The 25122-nt window shown below is 61.7% G+C and carries 22 protein-coding genes and 1 pseudogene; 10 read left to right on the forward strand and 13 right to left on the reverse strand.

Translation table 11 applies throughout. The annotated features are described in order from the left end of the window. Window positions 1–81: 81 nt before the first annotated feature. Window positions 82–1461 carry a hypothetical protein gene (locus DTP52_RS15395; protein WP_109754118.1) on the reverse strand — a complete coding sequence of 460 codons (1380 nt, stop codon included), beginning with the start codon at window positions 1459–1461 and terminating at the stop codon, window positions 82–84. 157 nt (window positions 1462–1618) lie between these two features. Here DTP52_RS15395 and DTP52_RS15400 point away from each other — a divergent pair, with 157 nt between their 5' ends. Beyond that, the gene (locus DTP52_RS15400; RefSeq protein WP_109754119.1) at window positions 1619–2248 is read left to right on the forward strand and encodes a LysE family translocator; all 630 of its coding nucleotides are present in this window, start codon (window positions 1619–1621) and stop codon (window positions 2246–2248) included. 63 nt (window positions 2249–2311) lie between these two features. Further along, window positions 2312–2992, forward strand: coding sequence for a bifunctional 2-polyprenyl-6-hydroxyphenol methylase/3-demethylubiquinol 3-O-methyltransferase UbiG (locus tag DTP52_RS15405; RefSeq protein ID WP_109754120.1), 681 nt, complete (start codon window positions 2312–2314; stop codon window positions 2990–2992). 3 nt (window positions 2993–2995) lie between these two features. Here DTP52_RS15405 and DTP52_RS15410 read toward each other — a convergent pair whose 3' ends face one another. Together DTP52_RS15410 and DTP52_RS15415 are read right to left on the reverse strand one after the other, a co-directional pair. Then, window positions 2996–4234, reverse strand: a complete 1239-nt coding sequence (locus DTP52_RS15410) for an OprD family porin (protein ID WP_109754121.1) — start codon at window positions 4232–4234, stop codon at window positions 2996–2998. A 118-nt stretch (window positions 4235–4352) separates the two neighbouring features. Next, window positions 4353–5636, reverse strand: coding sequence for an MFS transporter (locus tag DTP52_RS15415; RefSeq protein ID WP_162893829.1), 1284 nt, complete (start codon window positions 5634–5636; stop codon window positions 4353–4355). Between the two features lie 253 nt (window positions 5637–5889). On the opposite strand from DTP52_RS15415, the gene DTP52_RS15420 reads away from it, so the two are divergent. From DTP52_RS15420 to DTP52_RS15455, 8 genes are all read left to right on the forward strand, one after another. After that, window positions 5890–6837, forward strand: coding sequence for a LysR family transcriptional regulator (locus DTP52_RS15420; RefSeq protein ID WP_109754123.1), 948 nt, complete (start codon window positions 5890–5892; stop codon window positions 6835–6837). Between the two features lie 91 nt (window positions 6838–6928). Beyond that, a complete protein-coding gene (locus tag DTP52_RS15425) occupies window positions 6929–7732 on the forward strand; it encodes a putative hydro-lyase (protein ID WP_109754124.1) in 804 nt (267 codons plus the stop codon). A 40-nt stretch (window positions 7733–7772) separates the two neighbouring features. Further along, window positions 7773–8312, forward strand: a complete 540-nt coding sequence (locus tag DTP52_RS15430; protein ID WP_109754125.1) for a hypothetical protein — start codon at window positions 7773–7775, stop codon at window positions 8310–8312. A 188-nt stretch (window positions 8313–8500) separates the two neighbouring features. Further along, the gene (locus DTP52_RS15435; RefSeq protein ID WP_109754126.1) at window positions 8501–9436 is read left to right on the forward strand and encodes a LysR family transcriptional regulator; all 936 of its coding nucleotides are present in this window, start codon (window positions 8501–8503) and stop codon (window positions 9434–9436) included. Between the two features lie 97 nt (window positions 9437–9533). Beyond that, entirely contained in the window at window positions 9534–10913 is a 1380-nt protein-coding gene (locus DTP52_RS15440) for a UDP-glucose/GDP-mannose dehydrogenase family protein (RefSeq protein ID WP_109754127.1), read from the forward strand. A gap of 177 nt (window positions 10914–11090) precedes the next feature. Beyond that, window positions 11091–11798 (forward strand): HPP family protein, encoded by a 708-nt coding sequence (locus DTP52_RS15445; protein WP_109754128.1) that lies wholly within the window; start codon window positions 11091–11093, stop codon window positions 11796–11798. A gap of 134 nt (window positions 11799–11932) precedes the next feature. Further along, window positions 11933–13039: an enoyl-CoA hydratase/isomerase family protein gene (locus DTP52_RS15450; RefSeq protein WP_109754129.1), complete on the forward strand. Its 1107-nt coding sequence runs from the start codon at window positions 11933–11935 to the stop codon at window positions 13037–13039. A 3-nt stretch (window positions 13040–13042) separates the two neighbouring features. Beyond that, a complete protein-coding gene (locus DTP52_RS15455; RefSeq protein ID WP_109754130.1) occupies window positions 13043–14194 on the forward strand; it encodes an acyl-CoA dehydrogenase family protein in 1152 nt (383 codons plus the stop codon). A 126-nt stretch (window positions 14195–14320) separates the two neighbouring features. Here DTP52_RS15455 and DTP52_RS15460 read toward each other — a convergent pair whose 3' ends face one another. The 10 genes and pseudogenes from DTP52_RS15460 to DTP52_RS15505 form a co-directional block, all read right to left on the reverse strand. Further along, window positions 14321–15094 (reverse strand): enoyl-CoA hydratase, encoded by a 774-nt coding sequence (locus tag DTP52_RS15460; protein WP_109754131.1) that lies wholly within the window; start codon window positions 15092–15094, stop codon window positions 14321–14323. Window positions 15095–15107: 13 nt separating this feature from the next. Then, window positions 15108–16235, reverse strand: a complete 1128-nt coding sequence (locus tag DTP52_RS15465) for an acyl-CoA dehydrogenase (RefSeq protein WP_109754132.1) — start codon at window positions 16233–16235, stop codon at window positions 15108–15110. A gap of 9 nt (window positions 16236–16244) precedes the next feature. Continuing rightward, window positions 16245–17435, reverse strand: coding sequence for an acetyl-CoA C-acyltransferase (locus tag DTP52_RS15470; RefSeq protein ID WP_162893830.1), 1191 nt, complete (start codon window positions 17433–17435; stop codon window positions 16245–16247). 12 nt (window positions 17436–17447) lie between these two features. Further along, entirely contained in the window at window positions 17448–18209 is a 762-nt protein-coding gene (locus DTP52_RS15475) for an SDR family NAD(P)-dependent oxidoreductase (protein ID WP_109754133.1), read from the reverse strand. 16 nt (window positions 18210–18225) lie between these two features. Next, window positions 18226–19890 (reverse strand): AMP-binding protein, encoded by a 1665-nt coding sequence (locus DTP52_RS15480; protein ID WP_109754134.1) that lies wholly within the window; start codon window positions 19888–19890, stop codon window positions 18226–18228. Window positions 19891–20283: 393 nt separating this feature from the next. Further along, on the reverse strand, window positions 20284–21741 hold the full coding sequence (locus tag DTP52_RS15485) for a glycosyltransferase family 39 protein (protein ID WP_218278357.1): 1458 nt from the start codon (window positions 21739–21741) through the stop codon (window positions 20284–20286). 67 nt (window positions 21742–21808) lie between these two features. Continuing rightward, complete coding sequence (locus tag DTP52_RS15490) at window positions 21809–22102, reverse strand: lipid-A-disaccharide synthase N-terminal domain-containing protein (RefSeq protein ID WP_109754136.1); 294 nt, start codon at window positions 22100–22102, stop codon at window positions 21809–21811. A 1-nt stretch (window position 22103) separates the two neighbouring features. Beyond that, a pseudogene (locus DTP52_RS15495) lies at window positions 22104–22846 on the reverse strand (glycosyltransferase family 2 protein). A 32-nt stretch (window positions 22847–22878) separates the two neighbouring features. After that, window positions 22879–23850: an NAD-dependent epimerase gene (locus tag DTP52_RS15500; RefSeq protein ID WP_109754278.1), complete on the reverse strand. Its 972-nt coding sequence runs from the start codon at window positions 23848–23850 to the stop codon at window positions 22879–22881. Window positions 23851–24098: 248 nt separating this feature from the next. After that, a complete protein-coding gene (locus DTP52_RS15505) occupies window positions 24099–25115 on the reverse strand; it encodes an AraC family transcriptional regulator (protein WP_109754137.1) in 1017 nt (338 codons plus the stop codon). Window positions 25116–25122: the final 7 nt, after the last annotated feature.

Here is a 25122-nt window from a genome sequence, read left to right on the forward strand (position 1 = left end):
GTCGTGATAGCGGACCCGAGATCGTTTACATGTCCGATGGACTGCAAGCTCTTCTACGGCTTGCGGATTGCTGCTCCGTGCTCAACGCTGCTTCAAATACACCCCGGCCAGCCCGTCCTGTGAATCCGGAACCGCGTTGTAGGCAATGACCGCAAAGCCTTTCACCAATTGAATGTGATATGGACCGTTCTTCCCGGAGGCTTGCGGCTCGCGCACGATGATCAGGTTGCTGCTGTCCATCGGCACGATGTGATGCTCGGTCACGCTGTCCTTTGTGGTCATGGTGAATTCGGCGACTTCTCTTCCATTGGCATCCCGCTCAGGGAGAATCTTCAGGTCCAGATCGGCGTCGTGCCCCAGTGCGTCCTGCATCTGGTAATGGCCGCTACGCTGGGCCGCGTCGACATCGTCGATCTTGTCGTTATCCAACTCGCGTTCTTCATCGTGCAGCAGGACAGCCCCTTGGTGGTCGTCGCCCTTGGCGCCGCTGACCCAGATACCGGTGAAAGAGTACGGTTCGACTTTTTCCCGGGAGATCCGCCAGGTACCCGTTTGACGACCATCGCCGGCATATTCATGGAGGCTGATAAGGTCGTCATCCGCGTCTTCCCGAATGCCCAGCAGCTTGATCGGTTCGCCGGTGCCCGCCTGGGTATAGCGCACCTCACCAACGATCACGGCACCTTGCACCTGGTACCAGAGTTCTACCGGGGTCTTTGTGTCGAGGGTACCGGCGAGGATCACGGGGTCCTCCTTCTCGGGGCCTTCCAGGCGCGATTGCTCAAGCCATTGGCCCTCTTTCAATTCACCCGTGGTGCGCAGCGTGTAGCCGCTGGGCATGCTGGTGTTTTCGCCTGGCTCGGTCGGCTGGATTTGCTCCTCGGTGTCCGAGCGAAGCAGGACCAGCTCGTCGCCGCGCATTTTCCATTGAGTGGCGCGGGTCCAGCAGCAGTCACGGTCGGTTTGTGACAGCAGAACGCCGTCCAGCGGGCTGACAGAGAACATGCCTTTGCTGTCCTCCCTGGCCAGGGCCGTCAAGGCCGGATTGAGGATCCATTGGGTTTTCCGCGGGTCTTGCAGGTAGACGTCGAACGTCGGTTTGTAGCTCGCGTCGGGATCGTTGCCATTGCGGATCGCCAAGTCCTGGCGGCCATCGAAGTTGAAATCGTCGAAGTACAACAGGCTCTGAGGGCCAAGTAGCCAGTTATCGACCTTGCCGTTGCGGTCCACGGGCACATTGCCGGCGGGCGTCTGCAATTGCTGCAGGGCTTCGTGGGTGTTGTTGTCGCGCACGGTGATGAACGCTTGGGCCAGTTGATGCGGGTCTTCCGGCGGCTCCGGGAACAGCACTTCGACCAGATATTGGCCACTGCGGTCATTCACCGCGAACGCTCTTTGCTCGGCCATGACCGGGGCCGCCACAGTCATGGAAAGAAGCACACTGCTGACGAGCGAACGCATCCACCCACTTCCTTGCTGAAATTCGGGGCCGCAGTTTAGCGACTCCCGTGATTCATCGCGAGAGAGACGACTGTTGCTATCAGTTAGGCCCGGACTGTAACTGACGCCCTGCTCGCCGTTCGCTTACTGTCGAGGCTCATCCCACGGAGTGATTCCCATGCCGGATACCGCCAATCTCTACCTGTTCGTGGTTGCTGTCGTGCTTTTGCTGATCGTTCCGGGGCCCAACATGGCCTTTGTCACCAGCCATGCGTTGGCCCACGGCTGGCGTGCTGGCGTCGCGGCCGCCCTCGGCATTTCCTTGGCGGACGTGCTGATGACCATGATGGTCAGCGCTGGCATCGGCGCGCTGGTGATGAGCTGGGCACCGGCGTTCGACGTGCTGCGCCTGGCCGGGGCCGCTTATCTGCTGTGGCTTGCCTGGCAAGCACTGAGAGCGCCGGCTGCGACTCAGGATAGCCAGCTCCAGGTGGCTTCGCAGTGGAAAATCTTCTGCCGAGGCGCCCTCAACAGCCTCTTGAATCCCAAGGCGCTGCTGTTCTTCATGGTGTTTCTGCCCCAGTTCGTCAACGTCAAGGCCGGCGGCGTAAGCCTGCAACTGATCTTCCTCGGAGCGTTGCTGGCACTGATTGCATTCGTCTTCCATACGCTGCTGGGTGTTTGCGCCGCACAGCTCAGGGCGAAACTGGCAAACAGCGGGATTTCAAGGCGCCTGGGTACGTATGGTTTTGCCGGGGTCATGGCAGCGCTGGCGGCACGCCTGTTGTTTCTCGACCGCCCGCTTTGACCCGCGGCGTCCTTGCGCCAGCGATTGTCCTATGCTTATCCAATCCACTGCGGAGCTGGACCCATGTCCTCCGAAACCACCCTCCTCCAAAGCTGGCACCACAATGCCCAGGCCTGGATCGAAGCCATCCGCACGGGGGCCATCGAAAGCCGCCTGACGGTCACGGACCAGGCCATGCTGCTGGCGGTACTGAGCCGCCAGCCCGAGCGTGTGCTTGATCTGGGTTGCGGCGAAGGCTGGCTGTTGCGGGCGCTGACTGAACGGGGCATCGAGGCGGTCGGTGTGGATGGCGACGCGACGTTGATCGATGCGGCCCGGGCAGCGGGCTCCTCCCTGGTGCACCTGGCAAGCTATGAAGCGCTGGTGGAGGCCAAGGTGGACGTCGGCAGCGGCTACGACCTGATCTGCGCCAACTTCGCCCTGTTGCACCAGGACATCATCCCATTGCTCGCGGCGATGAACGCCCTGCTCAACCCGGGCGCAGCGCTAGTGATCCAGGCACTGCACCCGTGGACTGTGGCGGCAGGCAATTACCAGGACGGCTGGCGAGAAGAAACCTTCGACGGGTTCAAGGGCCAATGGCGGCCCATGCCGTGGTACTTCCGCACCTTGTCCAGTTGGCTCAATGCCCTGGACATGGCCGGTTTCCGACTGGTGGTGCTGCAGGAACCGCAGCACCCACAAAGTCCGGTGCCGCAGTCGTTGCTTTTGGTGGCCGAACAATACCGGTCGGCAGAGCGATGATTCTTACCACAGCGCCATCGTATAGCTGACGATCAACCGGTTCTCATCCAGATCGTTGCCAAAATTCGAACGGACCGTCGCATTGCGCCATTTCAAGCCCAGCCCCTTGAGCGTGCCGTCCTGCACCACATAGGCGATATCCGTGTTGCGCTCCCACTCCTTACCTTCGCCTGGTGCGGTGCGCTGGACATTGTCGCCAGTGATGTAGCGGGTCATGAACGTCAACCCGGGCACGCCAATGGCGGCAAAGTTGTAGTCATAACGCGCCTGCCAGGAACGCTCGTCGATGTTGGCGAAGTCGCCGATCTGCACGAAGTTGACCAAGTACGGATCGCTGCGTCCGATGTAGGGGAACGGATCGTCGCCGCTCATGCGTTGATAACCCAGGCCCAACGCATGGCCCGCCAGGCTGTAGGTGAACAAGGCGCCGAAGGCCTGGTTGTCGAGATCGCGAAAGTTGCCGTCTTCGGTGCTGCGCGAATAGCGCACGTCGCTCTTGAACGACTGGCCTGCGCCCAGGTCCAGGGTGTGGACGAACCCGAGGTAGTTTTGCTGGTAGATGTCTTCCAACTGGCTATAGCGGTATTGCGCCGTGAGGTTCGGCAGGAACTGATAGTCCGCCCCGGCGAACTGGAACTTGTCGCTGCTTCCACCGATGCGATTGGCGGTCATGTCCTGGTAGTCGGTGGAGTCGACAAAGTTGATCTGCGTGAGTTGCCCGGCGCTCAGCTTCAAGCGATCGATTTCCTGCACGCTCAACAACCCGCCCTTGAACGTTCCCGGCAGCAGGCGCGTGTCGTTGGAGCTCACCGCCGGGTCCTTGATCTGCAACGTCCCCAGCTTCAAGGTGCTATTGGATAGGCGCACCTTGGCAGTCAGACCGAGTTCGCCATAACGGTCTTGCGAACCGCCCGACAAATCCGCCGGTAACAGATTGGTGCCCGCCGTGCCGCCCCCGGAATCGAGTTTGAAGCCGGCCATGCCCAAGGCATCGAGGCCGAAACCCACGGTTCCGGCGGTGTAACTCGACTCCATCCGCAGCAAAAAGCCCTGGGCCCATTCTTCAGCCTTGTCCCGTGCCCCCTCCTGGCGGAAGTCGCGATTGAAGTAAAAGTTGCGGGCCTCCAGGCTGCCTTTGCTGTCGGCGATGAAGTCGGCCTGGGCGTTCGGCATGCCGATCAGGCTCAGGCCGAGCAACGTACCGGCGGGGGTATGAAACCAGGTGGATGTGAAATGCCGCATGGCATGCTCCTTTTTATGGACGCGAGCGAACCCTCTCGGGGGCGCTGCCTTCGCGTCCGATGGTTGTTGTTTTAAAGGTTGGTACGGCGTCCGCTCTTTGCGCGGACGCCACGGGCAGTCAGGATTCGAGCTGTCTGCCGCGGGTTTCCGGCAGGCTCAACGCCGCCAGGATCACTACGCCATAGGCGCCGGCGGCGAACACACCGATCCCGGTGCCGATGGGCAAGGTGTTGCTCAGCGTGCCGATGAACAACGGGAACAGCGCCGCGATGGAGCGCCCGGCGTTGTAGCAGAACCCCTGACCCGACCCACGCATACGGGTGGGAAACAGCTCAGTCAGGAACGCGCCCATGCCGGCGAAGATGCCCGAAGCGAAGAAACCCAGGGGGAAGCCCAGCCAGAGCATCCAGGCGTTATCGATGGGCAGTTGGGTGTAGGCCAGGACGATTGCCATGGACCCGACGGCGAACAGAATGAAGTTCTTTTTGCGGCCGATGGCATCGGTCAACAACGCACTGGTCACATAGCCGACATAGGAACCGACGATGACCATCGCAAGGTAACCGCCGGTACCGAGCACACTCAGGCCGCGCTCGGTTTTCAGGTATGTCGGTAACCATGTGGTGATTGCGTAGTAGCCGCCCAGCGCACCGGTGGTCAACAGCGAGGCACGCAAGGTAGTGCTGAGCATCCGAGGGGCAAATATCTCGAAAAATGCCCACCGCGAACCCAGCTCTGGCTTGGCCTGGCGCTCCCGCACAGCATGTTCGAAGGTGTCCGACTCCTTGACCAGTCGACGGATTACCAGCACAAACAGCGCCGGTACCAGGCCGATCATGAACAACGCCCGCCAGGCCTGTTCCGGTGGCAGGAAAGTGAACAGCCCGGCATACAGCAGCGCCGTCAGCCCCCAGCCCAGCGCCCACCCGGCCTGCACCATGCCCACTGCTTTGCCACGGTCCTTGGCGCGGATAACCTCGCCGATCAACACCGCCCCCGCGGTCCATTCCCCGCCGAAGCCAAAGCCCATCAAGGTCCGGGCCACCAGCAATTGTTCGTAGTTCTGCGCCAGCCCACACAAAAAGGTGAAGAACGCGAACCACAGGACCGTCAGTTGCAGGGTCCGTACCCGGCCGATACGGTCGGACAGGATTCCGGCGATCCACCCGCCTGCCGCCGAGGCCAACAAGGTGCAGGTGCCGATCATGCCGGCGTCGCCCTTGGAGATTCCCCAGGTCGCGATCAGGGTCGGGATAACGAAACTCAGCATCTGCGTATCCATGCCGTCCAAGGCATAGCCGATCTTGCAGCTCCAGAATGTACGTTTTTCATTTTTCGACAGGGGGCCGTACCAACTGAATGGGCCCGTGCGCCCTGTCCCGGTGGTTACGCCGTCAGTCATGGTCTTTTCCATGGAAGGTTCCTGCGGCAGCAAGCGAAGATGACGGACACGCCTCGTTATTCTTTTGTGAAGGCGTTGTCGTTGGGGATGCGGACGCAGTGGCTGCGTCGTGGGGCGGATTCTTTGTGGCAAATCCACGCAGCGTCAAACGGGAAAAACACCCGATCGGGCATAAGAAAATTTGATGCGTCCAATGGCCTGATCTGGAGTAACAATTGCAATCATAAGAACCACACGCACCCAGAGAGCCTTCATGAACCTCAAATTCCTCGAAACCTTCGTCTGGGTCGCCCGACTGCAGAGCTTCAGCCTCACCGCCGAGAAGATGTTCAGCACCCAGGCAGCGATCTCCAGCCGGATCGCTTCATTGGAAGAAGAATTGGGCTTGCGCCTGTTCGTGCGGGATTCGCGCGGGGTCTCGCTGACACCCGAAGGCCTCAAGGTGCTCGACTACGCCGAACAGATGCTCGAAGTCCAGCGGGCGTTGAAGCAGTCACTGGACACCAACAGCCCGCAGCAAGGCCTGGTGCGCATCGGCGTGATGGATACGGTGATTCATACCTGGCTCAGCCCGTTGATGTCGATGCTGATGCAAGCCTTTCCCGCCGTGGAAATCGAAATCACCGCCGATGCGGCGCGCAACCTCTGTGAGCAATTGCAGAAAGGCTACCTGGACATCGTGTTCCAGACCGATCTGGTCCGCCACGAAAGCGTGCGCAACCTGGAACTGGGTCACTATCCCATGCACTGGATCGCCGCCAGCCAGTCCATCTATGCCCGCCCCTACGCTTCGCTGGTGGAGATGGCGGGCGAGCGCATCATCACCTTCGTCAAGCATTCGCGTCCGCACCAGGATGTGCTCAACCTGTTGTACGCCCATGGGGTCACGGCACCGCGGGTCAGTTGCGTCAATTCGGTGTCGGCCATGACCCGGCTGATTCGCGACGGATTCGGCATCGGCGCCTTGCCAGCAGCGCTGGTGGCCAAGCCGCTGGCCAGCGGCGAATTGATCCAGCTCGAGCCCGGCACCGCCCTGCCCCAACTCGACGTCGTCGCCTCCTGGCGCGCTGGCGTCGGCCTGGAGCTGATCGAGAACATCGTCCAGATGAGTCGCCAGGTGGTCAGCCAATACGCCGCTGATGTCGGGCCGCAACGCATGGTGGCGGCCCCGGGCCTGAACAGCCAAGCGCCTCTGGAATAACTTTTAGTTGTCACGGGGTACCAATATTCCTTGTTGGACGTCATCGCCATGCTGTTCTCAAAGTAACGGACGAACGCTTGGAGACCCCGTGATGAATCAACCCGCCCTGCCTTTCGAACAACTGCAGCAATGCACGCCCGTCGCCCTGCGCCAGAGCATCGCCGCCGGCCAATACCAGGGCCATACCAGCGGCCTGGGCCAAGGGCGCGTGCAAGCCAATATCGTGATCCTGCCCAGCGACTGGGCCAATGAATTCCTGCGCTACTGCACCCTCAACCGCCAGGCCTGCCCAGTGCTGGACGTGACCGAGCCAGGGGATCCGTTCTTCCGTAACCTGGGCGCCGCCATCGATATCCGCCATGAGGTGCCTCAATACCGGGTCTACCGCCACGGCGAGTTGAGCGAAACGCCGCTGGACATCGCACACCTGTGGCAGGACGACCTGGTGGCCTTCGCCCTCGGTTGCTCATTCTCCTTTGAACAGCCCTTGCTGGAGGCTGGCATCCGTTTGCGGCACATCGAGCTGGGGCGCAATGTCGCGATGTTCCAGACCAACATCGACACCCGTCCCACCGCTCGCCTGTCTGGCAAGATGGTGGTAAGCATGCGGCCGATGAAAGCGGCCGCGGCCATCCAAGCGATCCAGATTACCGGGCGCATGCCCAACGTTCACGGCGCCCCGGTGCACATCGGTGATCCTTCATTGATCGGCATCCGGTCCCTGGACATGCCGGATTATGGCGACGCCGTACCGGTGGAAGCGGACGAAATCCCGGTATTCTGGGCCTGTGGCGTAACGCCCCAATCCGTGGTCCAGGCCTCGCGTCCACCGCTGTGCATCACCCACGCTCCGGGTTGCATGCTGGTGACGGACTTATGGAACAGTGATTTGTAGCCTCGAACAAAGGCTGTTTTTCAACCTGAAAGGACACGCGATGAACACCGCTCAGCGATCGATTCAACAGTACATCCACGCCAAGGACGGCAACCGCCCTCACCTGCTGGCCCAGGCCTTTACACCGGCGGCTATTCTGGACATGGTCGTGCGCACCGGTACCATCGCGTTTCCCGCCCACGTCGAAGGCCGTACCGCCATTGGCGACGTGTTGGTCAGTCGCTTTGGCCAGACCTTCGAAAATGTCTACACGTTCTGCCTGGCCGCCCCTCCGCCCGCCAACACAGAGGCGTTCGAGTGCAAATGGCTGGTGGCGATGTCAGACAAAAGCAGCGGCGAGGTGCGTGTCGGGTGTGGCCTGTATGACTGGCAGTTCGATCCAGCCTCGAGACTGGCCGAGCGACTGACCATCACCATCGAACACATGAAGACCCTGCCGGCGACCGATCTGCCGATGATCATGGCCTGGGTATCGAAGTTGGACTATCCCTGGTGTAGGCCTGAGGCGGCTATCAATAATGTTCCGGATTTAGCCGAGTTGCGAGAAGTAGTCCTGTACATGGCTAATGCCGAGCAGTGAAGAATAGGAAACCTGCCTAGCCACTGCGCGAGGGGACTTCCCTGTGGGAGCAAAGCTTGCTCGCGATGCACGCACCTCGATTTCCAGGAAGACCGAGTTATCTTCATCGCGGGCAAGCCTTGCTCCCACAAGGTGGGGATACGCCCGTCGCCACTGTTTCTATGCTTCATGATCAAGGAAACGCCCAAGTGAACATCAAGTTTCTCGAAACCTTCGTCTGGGTGGCCCGCCTGAAGAGCTTTCGTCTCACCGCCGAAAAGCTGTTCACCACCCAGGCGTCCATTTCCAGCCGGATCGCGGCCCTGGAGGACGAAATGGGCGTGCGCCTGTTCGTGCGCGATTCCAAAGGCGTATCGCTGACCTCCGAAGGCCAGCGCGTGCTGGAATACGCCGAGCGCATCATGGACACCATGCAAAGCATGAAAGCCGTGATCAAGGATCCACGCCAGGTACGCGGCCGGATCCGCATCGGGGCAATGGATACGGTGATCCACACCTGGCTCAGCCCCTTGGTGACACGCCTGATGGAATACTACCCAGCCCTGGAAATCGAGCTGTCGGCCGACACCGCGAGCAACCTGTGCTCACAATTGGAGAAAGGCTACCAGGACATCATTTTCCAGACCGACATCCTGCGCCTGGACAGCGTGCGCAATACACTGCTGACTCGCTACCCGATGCACTGGGTGGTTCGCACTGGTTCCCCCTATGACCGATCCTATGCGTCGCTGGAGGACTTGTCCCAGGAGCGCATCGTGACGTTCTCGCGCAACTCGCGGCCCCACCAGGACATTCTCAACCTGCTGCATTCAGCCAACATCGTCTCGCCCCGCATCAACTGTGTGAACTCCGCGTCGGCCATCACCCGCCTGGTTCGCGATGGCTTCGGCATCGGTGCCATGCCCGCGGCGTTGGTTGTCGGCGAACTGACCCAAGGCACATTGACCTTGGTGGACGGCGTGCCGCTGCCATCGGTCATGGACATCGTAGCCAGTTGGCGGACCGGCGCCGGTATGGAACGAGTGGAAGACATTGTCAGCTTGACCCGGGAAGTGGTCGGCGAGTTCGTCGCGCAACTGCCAGCAGCGTACCGATTGCCGACACAAGACATCAGCGGACTGTAAGTGAACTGCAATATCCCCGACTTATTCTGAGCCAAGCGCACTGCGGCGAACGCTGGTTGTGCATGTCGCCCGCTCGGAATGACCCAGGGAATCCGCCATGAAAATCAGTGTATTCGGAAGTGGCTACGTAGGTTTGGTGCAAGCCGCGGTGTTGGCCGAGGTGGGCCATGACGTGGTGTGCATGGACATCGACGAGCGCAAGGTGGAAAGCCTGCGCCAAGGCCAGGTGAGTATTTTCGAACCCGGTCTCGCCGCGCTGGTGCGTGAAGGCCTGGAGGCCGGACGCTTGCACTTCACCTGTGACGAACAACTCGCCGTGCAGCACGGCCAAGTGCTGTTCATCGCCGTGGGCACACCATCCCGGGACGATGGCAGCGCTGACCTGGCCCAGGTCCTGGCCGTCGGCGAGGCCATCGCCCGCTACCGCGAGCTGCCGGTCATTGTGGTGGAGAAGTCCACCGTGCCGGTGGGCACTGGCGATGTTCTGCGGGCGCACATCGACAAATGCCTGCTCAAGGCCAGTCGCCTGCTGCAGTTCGATATCGTCTCCAACCCCGAATTCCTCAAGGAAGGCTCGGCGGTCGCCGATTGCCGTCGTCCGGACCGCATCGTGATCGGCTGCGAGCGCGATGAAGTGCGCGAAACCATGCGCGACCTGTACGCCCCGTTCAACCGCAATCACGACCGGGTCCTGTTCATGGACCTGCGCAGCGCCGAACTGACCAAATACGCCGCCAACGGCATGCTGGCGACCAAGATCAGCTTCATCAACCAGATCGCCGAACTGGCCGAACACTTGGGGGCCGACATCGAATCCGTGCGCCTGGGCATCGGCGCCGACTCGCGCATCGGCTATCACTTCATTTACCCGGGATGCGGCTACGGCGGCTCATGCTTTCCCAAGGACATGCGTGCCCTGATCCACACCGCCGAGCAGGCCCACTGCTCCAGCGACCTGTTGCAAGCGGTGGAAGCCATCAATGGACGGCAGAAACACAAGCTGTTCGAGCGGATCAACGCGTTTTACCAGGGCGATCTGCGCGGCAAGACCTTCGCGCTGTGGGGCTTGGCGTTCAAGCCCAACACCGACGATATGCGCGATGCACCGAGCCGCACCCTGCTGGAATCGCTTTGGGCCGCAGGTGCCAGCGTCCGCGCGTTCGACCCGGAAGCCATGCAGCAGACGCAGTTGCTCTACCCCGACGAGCCCCGACTCATGCTGATGGGCACGCCGGAATCGGTGTTGCCGGGGGCCGACGCGCTGGTCATCTGCACCGAATGGCAGCCCTTCAAGGCGCCGGATTTCAACCTGATCCAGCAACGGCTCAAGGCCCCGGTGATTTTCGACGGTCGCAACCTGTTCGATCCGGAGCGCATGGCCGACAAGGGTTTTACTTATTTCCCGATGGGTCGCGGGCAGTCGCGCAACCTGCCCGTTGCCCAGCAAACATGGTTCCGGCCCTCGAGAAGTGCTTGAGCCCTGAGCGATACCTCAAAATTAATGCACTCAATCAGCATTAATATGAATTTGTAACCAAGGGTTGTGAACGGCACACTGTGCAGCGTTCCTCCCCCAACTGTTGGAACATTTAAAGGGCTTTCTGGGACTCACCCGTAAGCCCCTTTTTTTGTTCGTTTTTTGGATTTTCGTTTAATGCTTTCTCGCTGGTTCCCCGCCGCTATCAATACCCGTCCCACCGAATGGAGCCGCGCCGCCATCGGCATGGCGTTGGGGACGATGTTCAGTGTCTGGCTTTGTGGACAGGTATTCGGTCTTGAGGTGGCGCAACACCTGATCGGCCCCCTCGGCGCCTCGGCTGTATTGTTGTTTGCGGTGTCCTCGGGCGCGCTCGCCCAGCCCTGGTCGATTGTCGGCGGCTACCTGTGTGCGTCGGTCGTCGCGCTGCTGGTGGCCCATGTACTGGGCCGCACGCTGGGCAGCGCCTGCCTGGCGGCTGGCATGGCGCTGGTGTTGATGTGCTGGTTGCGCTGCCTGCACCCACCGGCAGGGGCCCTGGCGGCAACGTTGGTGCTGGCCGCCCCGTCCATCATCGCCCTGGACTGGCAGGCCGTAGGCGCGGCCATGCTGGCCGGCTCCGGACTGCTCGCCTTTGCGCTGGCCTACAACAATCTGACCCGGGTGCGCTATCCAAAGCGCGCCAGTGAACCGGTGGCCGTCATACCGGCTGACCACTCTCCCGTCGACCGGCACGCCATCACGGCCGAAGACCTGAAACTGGCCCTGGCGGAAATGGAAGCATTCTTTGACGTCACGCCAGAAGATCTCGAGCAGTTGATCCACGCCAGCGAGCGAAATGCCAAGCGCCGCAGCATCACGGAGGTTCTCTCTGGTCGCGGTTGAGCCTGTGGCTGCTATAAATATGCAGACAGGACCTGCACGTATCCCGGTTGTGCAATGCAAATTTGCACTGGTACGATCCTGAACGGATACGCGCGATACAATTCATAAAGAAGAATAAAAGCAGGGAGTTAGCGATGACTGCTCAGGTTTCATCACAAGCCGCGCAAACCAGCGAAACCGCGGCCTATGAGGTGCTGGTCGACGTTCGCAATCACATTGGGCACTTGACCCTGAATCGCCCCGCCGGCCTCAATGCCCTCACCCTGGGCATGGTGCGCAGCTTGCAGCAACAACTCGATACCTGGGCACTCGACCCGCAGATCCGCGCCGTGGTATTGCGTGGCACCGGTGACAAGGCCTTCTGCGCCGGCGGTGATATCCGCTCGCTGTACGACAGCCACAAGCAGGACGACACCCTGCATGAAGATTTCTTCGTCGAGGAATACGCCCTCGACCTGACGATCCACCACTACCGCAAACCGATCCTCGCCTTGATGGACGGCTTCGTCCTGGGCGGCGGCATGGGCCTGGTACAAGGCGCCGACCTGCGGGTGGTGACCGAACGCAGTCGCCTGGGCATGCCGGAAGTCGCCATCGGGTATTTCCCGGACGTGGGCGGCAGCTATTTCCTGCCGCGCATTCCCGGTGAGCTGGGGATCTACCTGGGGGTCAGCGGCGTGCAGATCCGCGCCGCCGATGCATTGTATTGCGGGTTGGCCGACTGGTACCTCGACAGTCGCAAGCTCAAGCAACTCGACGAACGTCTCGATCGGCTCGAGTGGCACGACACGCCGCTCAAGGACCTGCAAAGCCTGCTGGCCAAGCTTGGCCAGCAGCAACTGCCTGCGCCGCCCCTGGCTGACTTGCGGTCGGCCATTGACCATTTCTTTGCCTTGCCCGATGTGCCAAGCATGGTCGAGCAGTTGCGCCAGGTCACTGTCGCCAACAGCCACGAATGGGCGCTGAAGACCGCCGACCTCTTGGACAGCCGTTCTCCCCTGGCCATGGCCGTGACCCTGGAGATGCTGCGGCGCGGTCGGCATTTGAGCCTGGAAGACTGTTTTGCCTTGGAACTGCATCTGGACCGGCAATGGTTCGAACGCGGTGACCTGATCGAAGGCGTGCGCGCCTTGCTGATCGACAAAGACAAGAACCCGCGCTGGAACCCGCCGACCCTGGAGGCGCTGGACGCCAACCACGTGGCGAGTTTCTTCGACGGCTTCGACGACCACGGGAACTGAGCCATGCACGACCTCGAACTGACCGAAGAACAAGTGATGATCCGCGACATGGCCCGGGACTTCGCCCGTGGTGAAATCGCCCCCCATGCCCAAGCGTGGGAAAAGGCCGGCTGGATTGACGACGGCCTGGTAGCGAAGATGGGCGAACTGGGCCTGTTGGGGATGGTGGTGCCGGAAGAATGGGGCGGTACTTACGTCGACTACGTGGCCTATGCCCTGGCGGTGGAGGAAATTTCCGCCGGTGACGGTGCCACCGGGGCCCTGATGAGCATCCACAACTCGGTAGGTTGCGGGCCGGTCCTGAATTTCGGCACCGATGAACAAAAGCAGACCTGGCTGGCCGAGCTCGCCAGTGGCCAGGCCATTGGCTGCTTCTGCCTGACCGAGCCCCAGGCCGGCTCCGAAGCCCACAACCTGCGCACCCGCGCCGAATTGCGCGATGGCCAGTGGGTGATCAACGGCGCCAAGCAGTTCGTCAGCAATGGCAAGCGGGCGAAGCTGGCAATCGTGTTCGCCGTGACGGACCCGGAGCTGGGCAAGAAAGGCATTTCAGCGTTCCTGGTGCCCACCGATACAGCGGGTTTCATCGTCGATCGCACAGAACACAAGATGGGCATCCGTGCTTCGGACACCTGTGCGGTCACCTTGAGCAACTGCACCGTTCCCGAAGCCAACCTGCTGGGCGCCCGTGGCAAAGGCCTGGCCATCGCCCTGTCCAACCTGGAAGGCGGTCGCATCGGCATCGCGGCGCAAGCCCTGGGCATCGCCCGTGCGGCGTTTGAAGCGGCGCTGGCCTACGCGCGCGATCGCGTGCAGTTCGACAAGCCGATCATCGAGCACCAGAGCATCGCCAACCTGCTGGCCGACATGCACACCCGCATCAACGCCACCCGTCTGCTCATCCTCCACGCCGCTCGCCTGCGCAGCGCCGGCAAACCGTGCCTGTCCGAGGCCTCCCAAGCCAAGCTGTTCGCCTCGGAAATGGCTGAGAAAGTCTGCTCCTCGGCGATACAGATTCATGGTGGTTATGGATATCTCGAGGATTATCCGGTGGAGCGCTACTACCGCGATGCGCGGATTACCCAGATCTATGAAGGGTCGAGCGAAATACAACGGATGGTCATTGCCCGGGAGTTGAAGAACTACCTGGTGTGATGGCTGAAAAAACATCGCGAGCAAGCTCGCTCCCACAGGGCTTTGTGGTGTACACACATGTGGCATACACCTCAGATCCAATGTGGGAGCGAGCCTGCTCGCGATGGCGTCAGTAATGACGCCGCATTACTTATCCTGAAACTCCGCCGCCCGCTTGGCCACGAATGCCGCCATGCCTTCCTTCTGATCCTGTGTCGCAAACGCCGCGTGGAATACCCGGCGCTCGAAGCGCACACCTTCGGACAAGCTGACTTCAAAGGCGCGGTTGACGCTTTCCTTGACCATCATGCTGATGGGCACCGACTTGGAGGCGATCAACGCCGCCGTTTTAAGGGCCTCATCCAGCAGTTCATCAGCCGGCACGATGCGTGCGACGATGCCGCAGCGCTCGGCTTCCACCGCGTCGATGAAGCGCCCGGTCAGGCACATTTCCATGGCCTTGGCCTTGCCCACCGCCCGGGTCAGGCGCTGAGTGCCGCCCATGCCCGGCAGCACGCCGAGGTTGACCTCCGGCTGGCCGAACTTGGCATTGTCGCCGGCCAGGATGAAATCACACATCAACGCCAGCTCGCAGCCACCGCCCAACGCGAAACCGTTCACCGCCGCGATGATCGGCTTGCGCCGGTTAGCCACACGATCGCTGTCGCTGAACAGGTCGTCCAGGTAGATCTGCGGGTAGGTCAGCTCGGCCATTTCCTTGATGTCAGCACCGGCGGCAAAGGCTTTTTTCGAGCCGGTCAGCACGATGCAGCCAATCTTCGGATCGGCTTCCAGGCTGTCCAGCGCCTGGTTCAGCTCGCTGACGATCTGCGCATTCAAGGCGTTCAAGGCCTGGGGACGGTTGAGGGTGATCAGGCCAACGCGGTCCTTGATCTCCAATAAAATCGTTTCGTAGCTCATGCAGGACTCCTGTTCAAAGATTGCGCGAAATGACCATGCGCTGAATGTCGCTGGTGCCTTCGTAGATCTGGCAGACCCGCACGTCGCGATAGATGCGCTCCAGCGGGAAGTCGTTGAGGTAACCGTAACCGCCCAGGGTCTGCAAGGCCATGGAACAGACCTTTTCAGCCATTTCCGAGGCGAACAGCTTGGCCATGGACGCTTCCACCAACGCCGGCTGGCCGTTGTCCCGCAGCGCGGCGGCGTAATGCACCATTTGCCGGGCCACGGCGATCTGGGTCGCCATGTCGGCCAGACGGAACGCCACGGCCTGGTGCTCGATGATCGGCTTGCCAAAGCTGGCGCGCTCCCGGGCGTAGTCACGGGCCGCCTCGAACGCAGCGCGGGCCATGCCCACCGCTTGCGCGGCGATGCCCACTCGGCCGCCTTCGAGGTTCGCCAGGGCGATCTTGTAGCCCTCACCCTCCTCCCCCAGGCGATTAGCCAGTGGCACCTTCACATCCTCAAAGAGGATCTGGCAAGTGTCGGACGCGTGCTGGCCGAGTTTGTCTTCGACCCGCGCCACGCTGTAGCCCGGCGAATCGGTCGGGACGATGAACGCACTGATACCACGCTTGCCGGCACTCGGATCGGTCACCGCGAACACAATCACCAGCCCGGCGTTCTGCCCCGACGTGATGAACTGCTTGCAGCCATTGAGCACGTAATGATCGCCCTCCAGCCGCGCCCGAGTCTTGAGGCTGCTGGCGTCCGAACCGGCCTGGGGCTCGGTCAGGGCAAAGGCGCCGAGCATCGCGCCACTGGCCAGGGGCGTGAGGAATTTCGCCTTCTGCTCATCGCTGCCGAACTTGAGGATCGGCACGCAGCCCACCGAGTTATGCACGCTCATGATGGTCGAGCACGCGCCGTCGCCGGCGGCGATTTCCTCCAGGGTCATGGCATAGGCCAGGTAACCGGTGTCACAACCGCCCCACTGCTCCGGCACCAGCATGCCGAAAAAGCCCAGTTCGGCCATGTCACCGATGGCTTCCCTGGGGAAACGGTGCTCACGGTCCCATTCAGCGGCGAACGGTTTCAAGCGCTCCTGGGCGAATTGCCGGGCCATGTCACGGATTTGCGTCTGTTCTTCAGTCGGGAGCATGGTGATTCCTTAGTACAGGCATTCGACAGCCATGGCCGTGGCTTCGCCGCCGCCGATGCAGATCGCCGCAACGCCGCGCTTCAGGCCTTTCTGGCGCAGGGCTGACAACAGGGTTACCAGGATCCGCGCGCCAGACGCGCCAATCGGGTGGCCCAGCGCACAGGCGCCGCCATGGACGTTGACCTTGTCATGGGCAATTTCCAACTTGCTCATGGTCACCAGGCCCACCACGGCAAAGGCTTCGTTGACTTCGAACAGATCGACTTGATCCAGCGACCAGCCGGTCTTTTGCATCAGTTTCTTCACGGCACCGATCGGCGCGGTGGGGAACAGACTCGGTGTATCGGCAAACGCCGCATGGCCGTGAATAACCGCCAGAGGCTTGAGGCCACGCTGGACCGCCTGGCTCTGGCGCATCAGCACCAGGGCAGCGGCGCCATCGGAAATCGAACTGGCGTTGGCCGCCGTCACCGTGCCGCCCTCGCGGAATGCCGGTTTGAGTGAGGCGATCTTGTCGATCCGCGCCTTGGGCGGCTGCTCGTCGTGGCGCACGGTCACTTGTTCCTTGCCGACCATGACCTGCAACGGCACGATCTCGGCGTCGAAGCTGCCGTCCTTGATCGCCTGCTGGGCGCGGGTAGTTGAGGCGATAGCGAAGGCATCCTGGGCCTCGCGACTGAAGCCATTGGCCTCGGCGCAATCTTCGGCGAAGGTGCCCATCAGCCGACCTTTGTCGTAGGCGTCTTCCAGGCCGTCGAGGAACATATGGTCAAGCACCCGGCCATGGCCCATGCGGTAACCGCCGCGGGCCCGATCGAGCAGGTACGGCGCGTTGGACATGCTTTCCATCCCGCCAGCCACCACCACCTCGGCACTGCCGGCGATGAGCATGTCATGGGCAAGGATCGTCGCTTCCATGCCCGAACCGCACATTTTGTTGAGCGTGGTGCAGCGGGTCGACTTGTCGAGCCCGGCGCCCAGCGCAGCCTGACGCGCCGGTGCCTGGCCCTGGCCGGCGGCGAGCACGCAACCGAACAGCACTTCTTCAACGGCGCCCGGCGCGATGCCGGCCCGTTCTACCGCCGCCTTGATCGCGGCAGCCCCCAGTTGCGGGGCCGTGAGGCTTTTCAATTCACCTTGAAAGCCGCCCATGGGGGTGCGGACGGCGCTGACGATGACAATAGGATCGTTGGACATCATGAATCCTCCTGATTATTTGGCAGCCATACGCAAGGCACCGTCGAGACGGATCACCTCGCCGTTGAGCATGCTGTTCTCAATGATATGCCTGACCAGCGCCGCGTACTCGGCGGGTTTGCCCAGGCGCGGTGGAAATGGCACGCCGGCGGCCAGGGAATCGCGTACTTCCGGGGTCATGCCGGCCATCATCGGGGTTTCGAAAATGCCCGGCGCGATGGTCATCACCCGGATACCGAAGCGCGCCAGTTCCCGGGCGGCCGGCAGGGTCAGGCTGGCAATGGCGCCCTTGGACGCCGAATAGGCTGCCTGGCCGATCTGGCCGTCGAAGGCTGCCACCGAAGCGGTGTTGATGATCACGCCGCGCTCGCCGTCGGTATCGGCCTCGGTTTCGCTGATCGCGGCAGCTGCCAGGCGCAGCAGGTTGAAGCTGCCGATCAGGTTGACGTTGATCACCTGGCTGAAGCTCGCCAGCGCGTGGGGGCCGTTCTTGCCGAGGATCTTCTCGCCGCGCACGATGCCGGCGCAGTTCACCAGGCCATTGAGGCCCCCGAACGCATCCACCGTGGCCTTGACCGCCGCTTCAGCCGCGGCTTCGTTACTGATGTCGGCCACCACGCTCTGGCAGCCCAGTTTCTGCGCCTGGGCAGCCACGGCTTCGGCGTTCAGGTCCACCAGCATCACTTTGGCGCCGGCCCTGACCAGCATCTCACCAGTGGCCGCGCCGAGGCCGGAAGCACCGCCGCTGACGAGGAAAATCTTGTTGTCGATCTGCATCATGGTTTCCTTGGGTTCAAGCTGAAACGTTCTGCGCCGCAGCCTCTTGAGCTTTGGCGATCTCTTGGTTGCGCAAGATAAAGCGCTGCAACTTGCCGCTTGGGGTTTTCGGCAAATCGCTGACAAATTCGATTTCACGGGGATAGGCATGGGCCGCCAGGCGTTTGCGCACATGCTGGCGCAATTCTTCGGCCAGTTCTGGCGCGGCGCGGTATTGGGCGCTGAGCACCACGAAAGCCTTCACCAACTCAGTGCGTTCCGGATCAGGTTTGCCGATCACGGCCGCTTCCACCACCGCCGGGTGTTCGATCAGCGCGCTCTCCACGTCGAACGGGCCGACCCGGTAGCCGGAGGTGGTGATCACGTCGTCGCTGCGGCCGACGAAGCTGATGCTGCCGTCCGGGTTCAGTTCCACGGTGTCGCCACTCAGGTAATAGTCACCGACGAAGGCCTTGGTCGGCCCGCCTTCGTAGCCGGCGAACCAGCACATCGGCGACTGGCTGCGATCGACGGCAAGAATTCCGGGCTGGCCGATGCCCAGTTCGTGATTGTTTTCATCCAGCACCACGATCCGGTGGCCAGGCGAGGCGAAACCGGCCGCGCCCAGGTGCACCGGGTGTTCCAGGCCGTGGTGGTTGCACAGCACCATGCCCAGTTCGGTCTGGCCGTAATGGTCGTGGATCACCACGTTCAGGTTGTCGGCGAACCAACGGATCACCTCCGGGTTCAACGGCTCGCCGGCGCTGCTGACGATGCGCAGCTTGCCCTTGATCGACCGGGCGAACTGCTCGCCACCGGCAATCAGCAGGCGATAGGCCGTGGGCGAGCCGGTCAGGTTGGTGATGCCGTATTTGTTGATGACTCGGCAGGTGCTTTCCAGGGTGAACGGGCCATCGTAGAACGTGATGGGGTGCCCTATCGCCAGCGGCCCGGTCACGCCAAAATAAATGCCGTAGGCCCAGCCTGGGTCGGCGACGTTCCAAAAAGCGTCTTCAGGGCGCAGGTCCACCGCGTCTCGGGTGTAGCTCTGGAACGCGACAATGGCCTTGAGCGGTACCGACAGCGCCTTGGCGGGCCCCGTGGTGCCGGAGGTGAACATCAGCAGGAACGGGTCTTCACCAGTGAGCATCACGGGTTCGCACTGGTCGGAATGGTTTGCCACTTCGGCCCAGAAACTGTAGTCGCCTCGCACGATGCCCTGGCCTTTTTCGCCGCCGACCGTGACCACGGTGGGGCAACCAGCGACTTCGTTGAGCTTGGGACGGTTGACCGCATCGGTGACGACCACCCGCGCGCCCGAGCTGCCGAGGCGGTGCTCGATGGCCTTGGGCCCGAACGCGGTGAACAGCGGTTGATACACCGCCCCGATGCGCCAGGTGGCGAGCACCACGATCAAGAGTTCAGCGGTGCGTGGCAGCAGGCCGGCCACTTTGTCGCCCTTGCCCACACCTTGGGCCAGGAGGAAATTGGCGAACCGCGCGGCGCGGTCCTGCAAGTCGCGGTAAGTCCAAGTCGCGTCGCTGCCGTCGCGGCCCTCCCAGAACAGGGCAATGCGCCCTGGCAACGCGTGCCGGTCACAACACTCGACACAGGCATTGAGTGCCTCGAGCGAGCCGTGCAGCGCGGCGTTGACGGTGTTCAGGTAATCGAACTGCGACGTGGCGGACGAATAATCGCGCATGAGCAGAATCCCTCTGTATTTTTTATTGGTTGGGGGAACCGTAGACAGCAGGGAAATACTCGCGCCGGAGGGCGTTGGGGGCAATGGTCAAAGCCATCAAGTTGCTTGACTGGTTTGGCCATGGTTCGAGGGATGTGTTGCCCGTAAGGCCGTCATCGCGAGCAAGCTCGCACAGGGAATTTGAGGTGGGCCCCGATTTGGCGAGCCCCCAACCATTCATGTGGGAGCGAGCCTGCTCGCGATAGCGGTGGTTCAGCTACATCGTGATCGGCTGTCAGGACGTCTTCGCGAGCAGGCTCGCTCCCACAGGTGATTAGTGGTGAGCCTGGATTTTGTGACCGTCCAAGCCCCCGTATGGGAGCGAGCCTGCTCGCGATGACGATGGTTCAGCCGCTACAAGGGCTGCTTCCAGGCAAATGAATAAACCTTCTCCGGCGCCGGGGGCTGGCAGCGCTGGTTATCCGCATCAGCCCCCACCAGGAACCACTCGGCCCTTGAAGTACCGCCAACCCTGCGCGCTTTTTGCGGGTCATAGCAGCGGGCCAGGTCCCGCGCGGGCACCAAGGCGAAGGCCTGCGGGTGGCTGCGTAGCCAGGTGACGGATCGTTCCAGAGACTGGCTGTCATGGAAACCAAAATGCACGATGGGTTGCTGGGCGAACAGCCAATGCCCCTCACGCCACCCCACGAGCACCAATTCGGCATTCGAAGTCAGCCCCGCGACATCACGCATCAGGCTTTCGTGGGGGTTGATACCTTCCCTGTGGGGCTCGATGAAACCGCGCACAAACCAGGCGCACAGCCACACTGCCGTCAATGTGGCGAATACCACCCTGCCCCTCGGCCTTGAGCCAAACCAGCGGCGTAGCATCCACGGCACCAGCGGCGCCACCAGCAGGATCAAGGCCGGCAACGCGGGAAAGATATACAGCTTGCGCTTGCCGCTGCTCAGGCTGAAGAACAACAGCACCAGGACCACCCAACCCAGCAGCACCAACACGCGACCGTCGTGCTTGAGCAACTGCTTGCGCCAGGCCGGCACCAGCCAGGGGAGCATGAAGAATATCGGCAACCAGTACTTCGGAATCACCTGGACGAAGAAATACCAGAAGGGTTCGCGGTGTTCCCAGGCATTGGCATAGCGCCCAGCCGTCTGCTTCAGCAGGATTTCCTGGGCGTACGCCAGGCTGTCGGGGCTGCCCTGCCACACGATCAGCAGCAAAGGCCCAAGCCATAGCGCGATGGCTGCCAGCGCCACGGCCAGCCCCAACCACCAGGCGCCTGCCTTGCCAGGCATGGACACCACGCCTTTCCAACCCCGGCGCAGCGCATAAGCATAGGGAATCAGCATCAACACCGGCAGAAACCCCACGCCTTTGCTGATGATCCCGAACCCCATCGCCGCACAGGCAACGTAGTACCAGCGCCAGGCCGGGCCGAGCAGTAAATGCCGGCACAGGCCATAGACCCCCAGGATGGTCCAGAGCGCAAGGAAACCGTCGATCTGCCCGGTGCGCAGGATGCTGTAAGTCTGGTAGGTGGCGAGAAACAACAGCGCAGCGATCACCCCCACGCGTCGCCCCCACAAGCGCCGGCCCAGGTCATACAGACACGCAGTGGTGACGGCGCCTGCCAGCAACGCGGGCAAGTACAGGGCGACTTTGGGCAAGTGGGTCAGTTGCACGAACAACGCCACCATCCACATGAACAGCGGCGGTTTGTCGGCGTAGATTTCACCGGCGCGATGGGGAATGAACCATGAACCGTTCTGCAGCATCTCCAGGGCCACGCCGAGGAAACGCTCTTCATCGACGTTCATCGGTTGGCGCCAGCCCAGGCCGGCCCCCACCATGATCAAGGCCAACACTACGAACGCCAGAAGCTCCAGCCGCGAGGAGGATAACCGTATCCGCACCGTCTCAGCCCTTCTCGGCCAGTTCGCGGTTTTCCTGCTGATGATGCTTGGCGATCAACTGCAAATTGCGCAGGTAAACGATAAAGCCGAAGGACTGACCGACAATGAACACCGGATCTTCACGGTAGATGGCATAGGCCAGCAACAGCGCGCTACCGATGATGCTCAGGTACCAGAAACCAACGGGAATCATGCTGCGCTTCTTGTATTCGCTGTACAGCCATTGCAGGGCAAAACGCCCGGTGAATGCCAATTGTCCTCCGAAGCCAACGGCCAGCCACAACGTTTCTCTGCCCATGTCAAACCTCGGTCTCTTGTGCGTTGATATCCAGGCGGGTGCGTTTTATCAGCCACCACACCCCGAACAGATCGGCAATGCCCACCAGTGCCCGGTCCAGGTGCCGTAGTTGGACACCCCGGCCCCGCGTTCACGATGATTCACCGGGTGAACCAGCATCCGGCCGTTGTGACGACGGATCAGTGCCGGAATAAATCGGTGCATGTGGTCGAAATACGGCAAGCGCAGGAACGCTTCGCGCTCTATCAATTTGATGCCGCAGCCGGTATCGGGCGTCTGGTCCTTGAGCAGGCTGGCGCGCAGTTTGTTGGCAAATCGCGAGGCCCAACGCTTGCTCGCCGTGTCCCGACGGTTGACCCGATGCCCGGCCACCAACTTGACGCCCGTAGGCGTGCCCTCCGAACCGCGCACCAGGTCGAGCATTTTCGGCAGGTCGGCCGGGTCGTTCTGACCATCGCCATCGAGGGTCGCCAACCAGTGCCCACGGGCCACTTCAGCGGCATGGTAGATCGAGGTGCTCTGCCCGAGGGAACGGGCGTGACTGAGCACCCGCAATTGGTGATAGCCGCTGCCTTGCAGCATCCGCAGTTCAACGGCGGTGGCATCAGTGCTGCCGTCGTCGACCACGATGACTTCAAAAGTCTCGTCGACCAGCGCCACACGGACTTCTTCCAACAATGGAATGAGATTGCCTGCTTCGTTCTTTGCCGGAATCAGGACCGACACATAAGGAGTTTGGTGCATGACGCTCCAGTCAAAAGCTGAGGAGTGAGGGGTTAAACGCGGTAATACTCGCGGTACCAATCGACAAACGACTGCACACCGACGGGCACCGCGACCTGCGGGCGAAACCCCACGCGCTCTTCCAGCTCGCGGGTGTCCGCCCACGTGTCGACCACGTCGCCCGGTTGCAATGGCAAGAAATTTTTTATCGCAGCGATCCCCAGTGCCTCTTCCAGACACTCGACAAACTGCAAGAGCTTCACTGGCCCGCCGAAGCCGATGTTGTAGACCTTGTTGCACACGCCGGTCTCATTGGCAGGCGGAAGCGCTAACAGCCGCACCAGCGCTTCGACGATGTCGTCGATATAGGTGAAGTCCCGCGACATCGCGCCCTCGTTGTAGAGATCAATGGCGCGGCCGTTGAGGATGGCGTCGGTGAATTTGAACGGCGCCATGTCGGGCCGTCCCCAAGGTCCATACACGGTAAAGAAACGCAGGCCGGTGGTGGGTATACCGTAGAGATGCGAGTAGGCGTGGGCCATCAGCTCATTGGCACGCTTGGTTGCCGCATAGAAAGACACCGGCTGATCGACCGGGTCGGTCGTGGCATACGGCAGACGGTCGTTCAAGCCATACACCGAGCTGCTCGAGGCGAAAACCAGGTGAGCCGGTCGATGGGCACGGCAGGCCTCCAGCACGTTGAGGAAACCCACCAGATTGCTTTGCGCATACAGATCGGGATTATCGATGGAGTAGCGAACGCCGGCTTGGGCTGCCAGGTGGATGACTTGCTCGAATGCATTGTGTGCAAACACATCCAGCAGCGCCTGTTTGTCGGCCACATCCAGCTTCTGGAAGCGGAAATTGCGGCATTCGGCCAACAGCGCCAGTCGGGCCTGTTTCAGCTCGACGCTGTAGTAGCTGTTGAGGTTGTCGATACCGATGACCTGATGGCCCTCGCTGCACAGCCGCCTGGCGGTATGAAACCCGATGAACCCTGCGACGCCGGTGACCAGTACTCTCATACGCGGCCCAAAACGGTCACTTGCATACATTCCCCTGATCAATGGCCCGGCTTTCCGGCACCCTGCACAGGCTTTTATCAAAAAAAAATGACAGTTTTATGAGCGGCCCAACCTGCCAAGCACCCTCTGTGGGAGCGAGCCTGCTCGCGATGGCGATGGGTCAGTTAACACACATGTCGATTGTTAAATGGCTATCGCGAGCAAGCTCGCTGCCACAGGGAAAACTCTTGGTGTCAGATTCAGCGGGATCAATCGGAGTCGTTGAGAATCAGGCTGCGATAATGCCCCGGGTTGGACCCGGACCACTTGCGAAACGCCTTGTAGAAGGAGCTGGCATCGGCAAACCCCAGGCGCGAGGCGATTTCGACGAAACTGATGGAGGGTTCGGCCAGCCAGGTGATCGCCAGGTCCTTGCGCACGCTGTCCTTGAGGCCTTGGTAAGTCTGGCCCTCCTCCGCCAGGCGTCGACGCAGGGTAGACGCGGACACGCACAACTGCTGGGCCAGGGCCTCGGTTTCCGGCCACCGTTCGGCAGGCAACTGCCGCAGGTCGTGCCTGATCCGGCTGGCCAGGCTTTGCGGGTTACGGTATTTGACCAGGATGTTGGCCGGCGCCTGGGCCAGGAAGCGCTTGAGCTCGTCAGCGTTGCGCCTGATCGGCAGGTCGAGGCATTCGGCCGCGAAAATCATCCGGGTTCGGGGCCGGTCGAAGCGCAGGTTCTGGGAGAACATCACCCGATAGTCGTCGCAGAAATCCGGTGCCGAGCAGCGCAATTCGACGGAGAGGATGGGAATGCGCCGCCCGGCCAGCCAACAGGCCACGCCATGGACGATCATCCAGTAGGTGAAGTAGGTAAAAGCCCGGCGCGGTTCCTGATCGTCTTCCAGCAGCACGATCTCCGCCAGGCTTTGCTGGCGCATCCACTGGGCCGGCAGGTTTTCGAGCATCAGCGACAGAAACCCCAGCCCCGCCGTCAAGCCGCTCGCCAGCGAGGGCTGGGCCATGGCGCACTGGCAGAGGAACGCCAGGCTGCCAGACTTGAGCTTGCGCGGGTCCATGCCAAAAAACTCGTCATCCAGGCGTCGGGCGAGCAAACGCCAGAGCCGCGCATAAGCATGGGCCGGAACCCGTGCCTGCGCGTCGTCGAGCAACGCAGGGTCTATGCCGACCTTGCTCAGGACTTCATCGGTGGCCGCTCCGGGAGCGCAGCTTTGCAACAGCGCCTCACGCACCAACTGGATGGAGATGGTGTCTTTTTTCGACATGGCGCGA

Origin of the sequence: Pseudomonas sp. 43mfcvi1.1 (assembly GCF_900115935.1) — a bacterium.
Classification (GTDB): domain Bacteria; phylum Pseudomonadota; class Gammaproteobacteria; order Pseudomonadales; family Pseudomonadaceae; genus Aquipseudomonas; species Aquipseudomonas bijieensis.

What these genes read in the sequence shown, in the direction of transcription:
- DTP52_RS15415 (WP_162893829.1), bottom strand. Translation starts at nt 5,636, where the DNA reads ATGACTGACGGCGTAACCACCGGGACAGGGCGCACGGGCCCATTCAGT.
- DTP52_RS15430 (WP_109754125.1), top strand. Translation starts at nt 7,773, where the DNA reads ATGAACACCGCTCAGCGATCGATTCAACAGTACATCCACGCCAAGGAC.
- DTP52_RS15485 (WP_218278357.1), bottom strand. Translation starts at nt 21,741, where the DNA reads ATGGTGGGGGCCGGCCTGGGCTGGCGCCAACCGATGAACGTCGATGAA.
- DTP52_RS15440 (WP_109754127.1), top strand. Translation starts at nt 9,534, where the DNA reads ATGAAAATCAGTGTATTCGGAAGTGGCTACGTAGGTTTGGTGCAAGCC.
- DTP52_RS15470 (WP_162893830.1), bottom strand. Translation starts at nt 17,435, where the DNA reads ATGATGTCCAACGATCCTATTGTCATCGTCAGCGCCGTCCGCACCCCC.
- DTP52_RS15455 (WP_109754130.1), top strand. Translation starts at nt 13,043, where the DNA reads ATGCACGACCTCGAACTGACCGAAGAACAAGTGATGATCCGCGACATG.
- DTP52_RS15465 (WP_109754132.1), bottom strand. Translation starts at nt 16,235, where the DNA reads ATGCTCCCGACTGAAGAACAGACGCAAATCCGTGACATGGCCCGGCAA.
- DTP52_RS15395 (WP_109754118.1), bottom strand. Translation starts at nt 1,461, where the DNA reads ATGCGTTCGCTCGTCAGCAGTGTGCTTCTTTCCATGACTGTGGCGGCC.
- DTP52_RS15400 (WP_109754119.1), top strand. Translation starts at nt 1,619, where the DNA reads ATGCCGGATACCGCCAATCTCTACCTGTTCGTGGTTGCTGTCGTGCTT.
- DTP52_RS15460 (WP_109754131.1), bottom strand. Translation starts at nt 15,094, where the DNA reads ATGAGCTACGAAACGATTTTATTGGAGATCAAGGACCGCGTTGGCCTG.
- DTP52_RS15450 (WP_109754129.1), top strand. Translation starts at nt 11,933, where the DNA reads ATGACTGCTCAGGTTTCATCACAAGCCGCGCAAACCAGCGAAACCGCG.
- DTP52_RS15500 (WP_109754278.1), bottom strand. Translation starts at nt 23,850, where the DNA reads ATGAGAGTACTGGTCACCGGCGTCGCAGGGTTCATCGGGTTTCATACC.
- DTP52_RS15420 (WP_109754123.1), top strand. Translation starts at nt 5,890, where the DNA reads ATGAACCTCAAATTCCTCGAAACCTTCGTCTGGGTCGCCCGACTGCAG.
- DTP52_RS15405 (WP_109754120.1), top strand. Translation starts at nt 2,312, where the DNA reads ATGTCCTCCGAAACCACCCTCCTCCAAAGCTGGCACCACAATGCCCAG.
- DTP52_RS15425 (WP_109754124.1), top strand. Translation starts at nt 6,929, where the DNA reads ATGAATCAACCCGCCCTGCCTTTCGAACAACTGCAGCAATGCACGCCC.
- DTP52_RS15445 (WP_109754128.1), top strand. Translation starts at nt 11,091, where the DNA reads ATGCTTTCTCGCTGGTTCCCCGCCGCTATCAATACCCGTCCCACCGAA.
- DTP52_RS15480 (WP_109754134.1), bottom strand. Translation starts at nt 19,890, where the DNA reads ATGCGCGATTATTCGTCCGCCACGTCGCAGTTCGATTACCTGAACACC.
- DTP52_RS15475 (WP_109754133.1), bottom strand. Translation starts at nt 18,209, where the DNA reads ATGCAGATCGACAACAAGATTTTCCTCGTCAGCGGCGGTGCTTCCGGC.
- DTP52_RS15490 (WP_109754136.1), bottom strand. Translation starts at nt 22,102, where the DNA reads ATGGGCAGAGAAACGTTGTGGCTGGCCGTTGGCTTCGGAGGACAATTG.
- DTP52_RS15410 (WP_109754121.1), bottom strand. Translation starts at nt 4,234, where the DNA reads ATGCGGCATTTCACATCCACCTGGTTTCATACCCCCGCCGGTACGTTG.
- DTP52_RS15505 (WP_109754137.1), bottom strand. Translation starts at nt 25,115, where the DNA reads ATGTCGAAAAAAGACACCATCTCCATCCAGTTGGTGCGTGAGGCGCTG.